This is a genomic window from Maribacter dokdonensis DSW-8 (assembly GCF_001447995.1).
GTDB classification, from domain to species: domain Bacteria; phylum Bacteroidota; class Bacteroidia; order Flavobacteriales; family Flavobacteriaceae; genus Maribacter; species Maribacter dokdonensis.
Genome location: NZ_LDPE01000012.1, coordinates 1 through 9408, shown reverse-complemented (window position 1 = coordinate 9408; position 9408 = coordinate 1). Strand labels below are relative to the sequence as shown.

Below are 9408 nucleotides of genomic sequence, written 5' to 3'. Positions count from 1 at the left end.
TACAACAGGAGCAATTGACTTTATTGATGTCAATACCCGGTATAGGTCAAAAGACTGCATTGTTCCTAATAGTGGTCACCGATGGGTTCAATAAGTTCGAAAATGCGGCACAGCTTTGTAGCTATGTAGGTATAACCCCAACGATACGGGAATCGGGGAGCAGTGTGAGAGGTCGTGCGCGAATAAGTAAGGTCGGCAATAGAAAACTTCGCAACCTATTATTTCTATGTTCTTTTAACGCTTGTAAGCACAATAGGGCATGCAGAGAGGTTTATGAGCGGATCGTGAACAGGGGAAAGAGCAAGAAACTGGCACTGATAGCCGTTGCCAACAAACTTTTAAAGCAGTCTTTTGCCATTGCAAAATCTGGCAGGCCATATGATGAAACTTACGTTTCAATATTGCCTAGATAAATAGAAGCTAGATCGAATAAAAAAAGCTCAAAGAATCAAGTTATTGAATCTATGAGCCTGAAATAATATTGTCTCGGATTAAAGAAGAATTTGTTTGTTTTTTATCTCAGTTCTTTGTTGTAACCAGTTTTTTTTCAGAGTGTTTAATTCCGATTCATACTCCGTTTTATTAAATTCCAACATTTGAAAATCAATAAAGTCATTTTTTAAAATCTCCTCATATCCATTATCCCAAGCGAAATTTTTCCAGATATAGGAATTTTCCTTTTTTTCAATTTCCACAGTGATTGCTCCACAACCAATATCTCCACATTCTCTGCAAACAAACAACATAGTTCGTTCAGATTCCAATTCTGATTTTTGGATTTTCAGGAATTCGTCCACTATTTGAATATTCAGATTCGAATCATCATAAAATCCGAAACTTGATGCCAAATCAGATTCCGCATCTACAAATTGGTCAAATAAAGATTTTCCGTCCACTATTAAGTCAAAAAAGTCTCGCGATTCAGCATTCCTATTTTTGTCTTCTTTTAAAGTTCTTTTTATGAATTTTAGTTCGTTCACTTAAATTGGTTACAACGTGTTGTATATGATTAGTTGTGTTGGCTAGGTCTAAGTTAGTAAAAGGAAACGAACCTAAGGAAAATTCCGCAGGAATTTTCCGAGCACACAGAGAACCAACAATTAATTATATACGTATATAAAAAATTGCTATTTTTAGCTAAATCAAAAGGTCGTTGCACGTTTACTACGTCTGATTTTCCTTCGGAAAATCATCGCAAGCAAACACGCAACTTTCCATATACAAACACGTTAGCATTAATATGAAATAAATGTTTGGATTATTTAAAAAGAAGAAAAAAATAATTTCTGAGATGCCAATTTCAGAAGCAATTATTGAATGTAAAAAGCAAGGAGCAAAAAGCGTAGCAATCAACTTATATATAGAAGAACAAATACTTTTTCAAGTAATGTTAGCCAAACACTTTACTAAAAAAGGACTCAAAACAGAAAATTCAGATGATTTAGCTATAGTTCACTTCTTTAATAAAAATAAAACTCTAACGCTTGACACTTGGGAAAGATTCAAATTGGATAAAATGGAAAATAACTTTTTACATTATGAAGAACCTAAGGGAATATTTTTTTACGTGAAAAATATTGGTAGAAATCCAAAAAGTATTGAGCAAGAAATACAGAAAGATATACTGTTATATGAACTAAATAACGAATCGAAAATATCTATTGAGTATACTAAAGAATAAAAACTAATGCTAACAAAACCTAAACGCAATGCGGAGTTTAAGTTTAAATCGAAAGGTCTATGTATATTTATAAAGTCGCTAAATCTTATGGATTTAGCTTTAGAATAGAAAAAAATAAATCAAAACAATAAGCTTTAGCTTCGTGCGTAGACGGAAACGAAAGGTTTCCTTACTACCGCACTACGCTTAGGTACTGTGTCAAAAAACAAGTTTTTTCTTTAATAATTTAGGAAACAGATTGATTTATCAAGTTGTTATCCCGCGCAGCAAGGGCTTCATGCTTTTGCTGCTTTTTTATTTCAAATTCAGCATCATAGAACTGTTCGTTCTTCCACAAGGTGTACATCAATATCAATAATTTTCTCTGTACCGCTACAAGTGCCACCAAAGGCTTTGCTTTGTTTGGCTTTAGTCTGTTATAGAACTGTTTCAATGTAGGGTTACAGCGTACACAGGTCATCGAGGGCATATGTAGTACCGCCCTGATATGGCTGTTCCCTTTTTTACTGATCCTGGTCTTCCCTTTGTAGTTGCCGGACTCCCTCAATACTACATCGTAACCGGCGTAGCTGGCCAACTGCTTGGCGTTGACTATCGATTCAAAACCTAAGGTTTCCCCGATTACCGTAGCCGCAGATATGAACGATACACCAGGTATGCTTGTCAAATATTCAAGTTTCCTTTTCAATTCTTCGTTGTCCGCTATCAATGACCGCATCTCTTCTTCAACTGCCTCTATCTGTGTATTGAGAAGCTTTAACCTGATCTTGTGCCTTTTTAGTGCTCTTACATTGCTATGCACGCTCGATGCGATCGCTCCTTGCCGATTGGTCTCCATCGTTCTGTCGTTGAGCAATGAACTACGTTCCCTGCTCAGCCCTTTTAGCTCCTGCAACTCTTCACTGGGCGGGTGCCAAGGACGGATGTTTCTTTCCAGGCCTAACATACTTAGCATCCTACTATCCAACGCATCCGTTTTTGAACGTTGGTCCAAACTCTGCGCATAGCGCTTTACACGGCCGGATTGCATGACACAAACGCTATGGCCATGTTCATATAGATAATGTGCTATACCTTGATGATACACGCCCGTGGCTTCCATCACCACCAACAATTCCACTTCGGGATCGACGGATGCCCCCAACCATTTCAAGAGTACCTTATAGCCCTTTATATCATTGGATACATCGGGACGGGACTTGAATTCCTTGACCAGCCTTTCATTTAGAAACCCTAGTGACAATGACAGGTTCAACTTTGAAACATCGATACCAAGACTCTGTTTTAAACGCTTTTCCATTTCTTCGGTTTTTAAGCTATAATTCCCTTTATCATCCTTGCTCGCATTTGATTCGATCTCTATCCAAAGGACCTAGGTACTGTCCGGATTCCAAGAAAATTATAGAAGGGCGGGATTTCTAAGAAACGATATCACCCTAAAGTGTATCTAGCCGAGACCTCTCTGTCCCTTCTACTTAAGCTTATTATTGATTATCTAAAATAATGCTTTAATAAATCAGTTCAGGAAGAGCGTAAACCTAAGCGACGATATCTTTCTCAAGTATCTAGCCGAACCTCGAAATCACTCTTCCCTTTAAACTAATTTATCATTCAAAATATAGTATCTTCAAACTAAGAACCAAACATACGAGCTGAATCGTTGTATGCCATTTAAAAAATGAACAAACGAACCACATTTTATCTTGGACTTATTTTTTTAATCTTACTTCTTTTTTCGTGTAGACCAATATTAAATGAATCAGAGGAATATCAAATTATTTCAGAAATCTTAAATCACTCTTACGGACACGAAACGGACGATGAAAACGGACTAAGTTGGATTGATACTTCTGAATCTTATAATTCTCTTCGCGTAAGAAATCACACAAATCTTAGGGAGCTAGATATTGAGATATTAAACGATTATCTAAATTTTAATAATTTGTCAGATTTTGCTATTGAAGACTTTCAAAAATACAGGGAGTGGGATATTAAAAAAATTAAAAACTATGACAGGTATCGCTTAGAAACTGACACGGATAAAGGAAATGAAAGTCGTTACATAGGGTCAATACAATTTTCGTCAATTAGCTTCAACAAAGATTTAGACCACGCAATAATATATACCACATATTATTGTGGCGGAGAATGTGGAGAAGGATTAGTATTTCGTTTAATAAAGACGGACAAATGGACAATCGAAAAGGTTGAAACTTTATGGGTGTCGTAAAATAAAAACGGCATACAACAAAACCTCCTATGAAAAGCCTTAGTCCAGTTTCTTAAAGTTAATTAATATTTTCTTTTTTGCCTTAAACCACCTTTTTTTCCTTTTAATATAACTTGCTCGCACTCCTATGTGTGATCGGTTCGAAACTTGAAACGTCACCGGCATCTGTATGATTATAAATTATAATAAAACCGGTCACTTGCTAAAAATGTGATCCTTAATAGTACAGGTCACGGGTTTTGTTTTGTGGTACGGTTCTTACTACTATATCAGAGCTTTGTTATGATTTTTATTTTATTAGTTTTTCTACTTATCATTCAATAACCCCAATGGTATATGGAACTTCTGTTTTAATTACCGCCAAGGTTCTACTTAGCAGCTTTCTAGCTACTTTGACAATGATACTTTTTACGTTCTTGCCTTGATGTTTACGATAGTAGGCCTGCATTACGGGGTCTGCACGTATCGCTTGCCAAGATGCCTCTACAAAATAACTTCTCAATAAGCGGTTTGCACGTGGGGTCATTCCCATTGTCCTTTGACTGTTTCCGCTTTGATACATACTTGGTGCCAGACCTACGTAACCTGCCAAATGTTTAATGTTGTTGAAACGTCTTAAATCCCCTAGTTCACATAATATGCCACAGGCCACGATACCTCCGATACCAGGTATACTTCTCAGTAATAGATAATCCTTCTTATAATTCACTTTACAGTACCTTCTTAACTGTGTGGACACATCGCGAAGCTCTTGGTCCACAAAACGGAAAAAACGCATTCTACTCTCTAATGTGGCCTTCGCCGTTGGGTACTCGAACATTATATCATCTAACCAATTTCTGTACTTATGGCTCCAATGGTCATTGTCGAACTCTTCAGGTTCCCTGATTCCAAAATACAACAATTGCATCTTTATATAGCTCTTGACCCTTCTGAAATCCTTTACAAGGTCATTCCTGCGTCTGAACAGACTACGAAGCTCTTCACGTTTCCTGTCCGGCACTATGATACTCCGCAATCGGTTATCCCTCAATTCTCTCGCTATCAACTGCGCATCTATCTTATCGGTCTTGGTATGTTTCTCTTTGCCCTTTCTATGAATGTCTGCAGGATTGACTACCAGACTTCGCCAACCGTAACTCTCAAAACAACGATGAGCGTGGTAACCGCAACAACCAGCTTCATAAGCTACGGTAACTTCATACTCCTTGAAATGTTTTGAAACATAACTATGTAATTGCTTTGGGTCTGGCGACATACTGAAAGACTTACCAGCGAACAGATCTGTTGCACAGTGTACTTTCCAACTTCGTTTGTGAATATCGATACCAATGTATAACTTCGGGCAAGCAGTTTGTTGAGTGTTCATATCTTATTGTTTTAGAGAACTTTAAAGATACTCGACTTGCTGCTTTTTCATCAATGCTAAACGTAATGCGGAGTTTAAGGCTAAGTCCTAAGGTCTGTGTATATTTATGATGTCGCTAAATCTTTCCGATTTAGCTTTGGATAAGAAAAAATAAAACTAAACAAAAAGCTTTAGCTTCATGCGCAGAAGGAAACGTAACGTTTCCCTACCTTCCGCACTACGCTTAGCTCAAGCGTTAGCACCAATATAAACTCAACCTTGAACACAAAAACATTATTTCGAATATTTTTAACGACTGGATTCATTTTATGGGTTTTATCTTGGATTGGAGATTCTAAAGGAATACTGCCTGCTTCAACTTTCGGAATGATTTTGTCTGCTATTTCAACTGGAATTGGAATTTATTTTTGGCTAAAATCCTATAAAGAGGAAAGAGGGTTTTATCCGAATTTCTTCAAAATATATCGACATTTAATCAATGAAATGAAAAAGAATCCATTTAACGGATTCTTTATTATGATAAGACACTTACTTAAATTTTATACTCTGATACTCCTCTTTTCAATGATTTTAGTATTTATTGGATTTATAACTATTGGACAATCTGATCCTGTAAAAACAGTTCAAAATTATTGTGAAAACAATTCTGAAATAAATAAAATAACTGGAAAAATAAATCATTACGGAATTTTACGAAATGTTAGCTCTAAATGGAGTTCTGACACTGGAAGTTCTGAATTATCATTAGTTTTTGTTTCTGAAAATGGTGTTTATAATGTGTCCTCAAAACTGAAGAAAGAAAATGGGGAATGGAAAGTAAAAAAATTGGAATTGAAAGATAAAAATACTGGTGCTAACACGATATATAGCAAATAGGGCTATTGGTATTTAATCAAAAGGATATTGTCAATTTGCAAAGTCGCCAAATCTTTTGATTTGGCGTTAAAGAGAAAAATTAAAACAAAATAAAAGATTTGGCTTGTGGATAAACCGAGAATAATCGTTTATTTTCTGCCCAACTTGCCATATATTTAACGTTGTAACACATTTGACGAAATCAAGAAAATGCAGGAATTCAGAAATTGGAAAGAGTTTATTAACCAAGTTTTAATTGACAGCGGACAATTTGAAAACTCAACGTCTGAATTGATAAATCAAACCGAAATAGAGACATTTAAATCGACTGATAAAAACTCTTTGACCAAAATTAGAGTTGGATATTTGGAAACAAACTCTCTGATTTATTTACAGATTTTTAATCCGACTATTCCAGGTTATAATAAATATGTTGAGGGAGAATATTTTTACCAACACCATTTTAGCGACGACGGAAAAACGTATGGAAATCCAGCGTTGGAATTTAATGAACGGAATCGAAACGGAATTCTCTCAATTCTCAAAAATGGATTAAAAGGTAAAGAAGTTCAGTTCGTGAAAAACAGCAAAATTCTGAAATCGAAACTTTACATTGCGGAATTTGACTCGAACTTCAGCTATTCTTATGACTTTACAAAAAGAGGTTTTTTGCATAAAATATTCGGACAGAAAATTGACAAAATGGACGGAATTGAAAAAAGAGAAATAGAACTGAATACAATATTTAGCGGAATAAAAAACGTGTTACAACAACGTTGTTGTACACCGTTTTTTATTTCCGATTGAGTATATGTTCCACATATTTTCTGTGATTTTCAAATCCGTTTTTCTCTGGATTTTCCAAGTCAATCATTTCTCCAATTCCAGAGTCGTAAATCTGCCAATTATGCTTTTTCGCCAATTCAATTAATTCAAAAAGTCCATTTTCTCCATATAAATTCAACATTGTATTGCTCACAGGTTTATTATGGACAAAAAAGTCAATTGTAAAATCAGTTCCGATTATTTCTCGGTGATTATCATCTTTATTAATTTGGTCAAATGACTGTTCCAAAATTGTATCAAAATCGGTCGGTTCGAGCTGGTTTTCATCCAATTCCGAAACTGATTCTATTTTCTGTTTTGAATTAAAAAGTACAATGTCCCAACTCATAAGATTATTTTGATTTATAATCGTTCAGCCAATATTGAAATCCCATAGCTTCACTTGTATTTCCTTTAGCTACTTTTTCTATGATTTTTAAAGCTTCTTTTTCAGTCTTCTTGTCGAAGCTTAATTTTTCTAATAAATGAACAGCTGACCAAAGGTTAGTTCGATTTTTTTCGTCCTTTAGTAATTTTGAAAATTGCTCAATTTCATTTTGGTTATTACTTTCCGAAATCAATTCTACGATTTGATACATTCGGTTGACTGCTTTATTATTTTTCTTCACAGAATCCTTATCCGAATAGTCAATTTCAGAGCAAATTTTTGTTTGTCTTTTGTAATCTTCTATTAAATTCTCAATGTTCATTCAAATGGTGTACAACGTTTAAGCTAAGCGTAGTGCGGAGGTAAGGAAACTTTTCGTTTCCGTCTGCGCATGAAGCTAAAGCTTATTGTTTTGCTTTTTCTTTTTTGTTCCATAGCTAAATCCATAAGATTTAGCGACATCATAAATATACACAGACCTTTCTTTTTGCCCTAAAATCCGCATTACGTTTAGGTTCTGTTGGCAATAGTATTTAATGTTGTTTCAAATCAAAAAATGTTAGTCAAAAATTGGATCAGGAAATAAAGAACTACATTTACCAGCTGATCTTTTACTTGTTCCGGTGAACAGGCAGAAATAGCCCTGATTTGAATATATAGATTCATCATCTATTACCAGTTTATATCGTAAAACTCTATCTCTGTCTTCAAATTCTCCATTTTGAGGGAAGAAAACAATAGATTCCGTATTGGAATTGTCAGCTTGGAAGACGATTTTTTCATTTAAATCAAATATTTGAAGATTAAAGTTCTCGTATAAGTCTAAATTTCGAATAGTCCAAAAATCATTTATTCCATCATTATTAGGACTTACGAAACCAAAAAATGCTATTTCTCCTCTCGATTGGTCTAGATTGTTAACATTTACATTATCGAAAGGATTTGAGTCACAGCAAGAGTATTCTATACTTTCCAAATCTGCTTCCAAATCATCTTTTGAGCAACTGAAAATTATCATTAGAATCCAACTTGCCACGTAAACTTTTTTCATTTTTTCTTTTTAAATATTAACCTTGTATAAATTACTTTTTCGTCTACTTTACAACCAAACTCATTTGTGAATTAAAATCATTTTATAACGGCGTTAATTTATCCAGACTCAAACAAAAATATGAGTGATATATTATTGCCAACGGACTTGTGTATGAAACGTAGCGTGCAAAAAGACACTAACTTTTCGGATAAACACAGAGCTGAATTTTTATATTTTGTTTTTAATTTTTCTTCTTTTTAAAAGCCAAATTAAAAGTTTGGCGGACGTTCTAAATATAAACAAACCTTTCGGTTTAGCACTTGTTAGCTATGTTTTATACACGTCTTAAGTTTGATTCTCAGTAAATTGTTGATATAACTAGAAAGAACAAAAGAGAGAATTAAGGTTACTATATACGGTGAAGCTTTAGACTTCGACAACATTGATAATCCTCTCTCTTTTACTACTTAGATCACGTTCAGTTCTGTGAGACCTTAGATCTCGTTTTCAAGTTGTTGTGAGCAGAAGTAGCCGGTTCTTTCGTAAAACATATCTTATGAATAAATATAAAGAAACTTTTGGAGTCGACATCAGTAAAGATGTCTTTGATGTACATGGTAGTAACAAAGGTCACGACCAGTATAAGAACGATGAAACTGGATTTAAGAAATTCCTTAAGGAACTGCCCAAATGTTCATTGGTCGTTATGGAAGCTACCGGTTATTATCATTATAGACTTGCCCAGTTTCTTTACAAAAATGGGGTAATAGTTTCAGTAGTAAACCCATTATCCGTAAAACGTTTCATTCAAATGAAACTGGCTAAAGTAAAAACGGATAAGAGCGATGCCAAGGCTATATGTGAATATGCACTGGTCAACGAGGTACCTATTTACAATGCCTTGACGGATATCCAGAGCGAATGCTTACAGTTGTTCCGGTTATTGGATATCTATTTAAAACAACGTACCGCGACCAAGAACAAGATACACGGAGAAGCTGTTCTGGGCATACCTTCAAAGTTTGTT

General features: G+C 34.9%; 12 protein-coding genes. 6 read left to right on the top strand and 6 right to left on the bottom strand.

Annotation, left to right across the window (positions count from 1 at the left end; genetic code table 11):
- On the top strand, positions 1-413 hold a 413-nt coding region (locus I600_RS18700; RefSeq protein ID WP_157490944.1), incomplete at its 5' end, for a transposase.
- A 78-nt stretch (positions 414-491) separates the two neighbouring features.
- Here I600_RS18700 and I600_RS18695 read toward each other — a convergent pair.
- Entirely contained in the window at positions 492-980 is a 489-nt protein-coding gene (locus I600_RS18695) for a hypothetical protein (RefSeq protein WP_058106092.1), read from the bottom strand.
- A 269-nt stretch (positions 981-1249) separates the two neighbouring features.
- On the opposite strand from I600_RS18695, the gene I600_RS18690 reads away from it, so the two are divergent.
- Positions 1250-1681, top strand: a complete 432-nt coding sequence (locus tag I600_RS18690; protein ID WP_058106091.1) for a hypothetical protein — start codon at positions 1250-1252, stop codon at positions 1679-1681.
- Positions 1682-1907: 226 nt separating this feature from the next.
- On the opposite strand, the gene I600_RS18685 is transcribed toward I600_RS18690, so the two are convergent.
- Positions 1908-2981 (bottom strand): IS110 family RNA-guided transposase, encoded by a 1074-nt coding sequence (locus I600_RS18685; RefSeq protein ID WP_058106090.1) that lies wholly within the window; start codon positions 2979-2981, stop codon positions 1908-1910.
- Between the two features lie 378 nt (positions 2982-3359).
- Between I600_RS18685 and I600_RS18680 the strand changes: the two genes are divergently transcribed.
- Positions 3360-3911 (top strand): hypothetical protein, encoded by a 552-nt coding sequence (locus tag I600_RS18680; protein WP_058106089.1) that lies wholly within the window; start codon positions 3360-3362, stop codon positions 3909-3911.
- Between the two features lie 313 nt (positions 3912-4224).
- On the opposite strand, the gene I600_RS18675 is transcribed toward I600_RS18680, so the two are convergent.
- Positions 4225-5280 (bottom strand): IS110 family RNA-guided transposase, encoded by a 1056-nt coding sequence (locus I600_RS18675; protein WP_058106088.1) that lies wholly within the window; start codon positions 5278-5280, stop codon positions 4225-4227.
- A 258-nt stretch (positions 5281-5538) separates the two neighbouring features.
- On the opposite strand from I600_RS18675, the gene I600_RS18670 reads away from it, so the two are divergent.
- Together I600_RS18670 and I600_RS18665 are read left to right on the top strand one after the other, a co-directional pair.
- A complete protein-coding gene (locus tag I600_RS18670; RefSeq protein ID WP_058106087.1) occupies positions 5539-6156 on the top strand; it encodes a hypothetical protein in 618 nt (205 codons plus the stop codon).
- Between the two features lie 189 nt (positions 6157-6345).
- Positions 6346-6942, top strand: coding sequence for a hypothetical protein (locus I600_RS18665; protein ID WP_058106086.1), 597 nt, complete (start codon positions 6346-6348; stop codon positions 6940-6942).
- Here the strand turns inward: I600_RS18665 and I600_RS18660 are convergent.
- From I600_RS18660 to I600_RS18650, 3 genes are all read right to left on the bottom strand, one after another.
- On the bottom strand, positions 6929-7309 hold the full coding sequence (locus tag I600_RS18660; protein ID WP_058106085.1) for a hypothetical protein: 381 nt from the start codon (positions 7307-7309) through the stop codon (positions 6929-6931). The two genes, I600_RS18665 and I600_RS18660, sit on opposite strands and share 14 nt — an antisense overlap.
- Positions 7310-7313: 4 nt before the next feature.
- On the bottom strand, positions 7314-7670 hold the full coding sequence (locus I600_RS18655; RefSeq protein WP_058106084.1) for a hypothetical protein: 357 nt from the start codon (positions 7668-7670) through the stop codon (positions 7314-7316).
- Between the two features lie 237 nt (positions 7671-7907).
- The gene (locus tag I600_RS18650) at positions 7908-8366 is read right to left on the bottom strand and encodes a T9SS type B sorting domain-containing protein (RefSeq protein ID WP_167342582.1); all 459 of its coding nucleotides are present in this window, start codon (positions 8364-8366) and stop codon (positions 7908-7910) included.
- A 571-nt stretch (positions 8367-8937) separates the two neighbouring features.
- On the opposite strand from I600_RS18650, the gene I600_RS18645 reads away from it, so the two are divergent.
- Positions 8938-9408 (top strand): IS110 family transposase (locus tag I600_RS18645; protein WP_157490943.1); only part of this gene is annotated, 471 nt, incomplete at its 3' end.

Excerpts from the sequence above, each read along its gene's own strand:
- I600_RS18690 (WP_058106091.1), top strand. The coding sequence starts at position 1,250 with ATGTTTGGATTATTTAAAAAGAAGAAAAAAATAATTTCTGAGATGCCA.
- I600_RS18685 (WP_058106090.1), bottom strand. The coding sequence starts at position 2,981 with ATGGAAAAGCGTTTAAAACAGAGTCTTGGTATCGATGTTTCAAAGTTG.
- I600_RS18680 (WP_058106089.1), top strand. The coding sequence starts at position 3,360 with ATGAACAAACGAACCACATTTTATCTTGGACTTATTTTTTTAATCTTA.
- I600_RS18675 (WP_058106088.1), bottom strand. The coding sequence starts at position 5,280 with ATGAACACTCAACAAACTGCTTGCCCGAAGTTATACATTGGTATCGAT.
- I600_RS18665 (WP_058106086.1), top strand. The coding sequence starts at position 6,346 with ATGCAGGAATTCAGAAATTGGAAAGAGTTTATTAACCAAGTTTTAATT.
- I600_RS18660 (WP_058106085.1), bottom strand. The coding sequence starts at position 7,309 with ATGAGTTGGGACATTGTACTTTTTAATTCAAAACAGAAAATAGAATCA.
- I600_RS18655 (WP_058106084.1), bottom strand. The coding sequence starts at position 7,670 with ATGAACATTGAGAATTTAATAGAAGATTACAAAAGACAAACAAAAATT.
- I600_RS18650 (WP_167342582.1), bottom strand. The coding sequence starts at position 8,366 with ATGATAATTTTCAGTTGCTCAAAAGATGATTTGGAAGCAGATTTGGAA.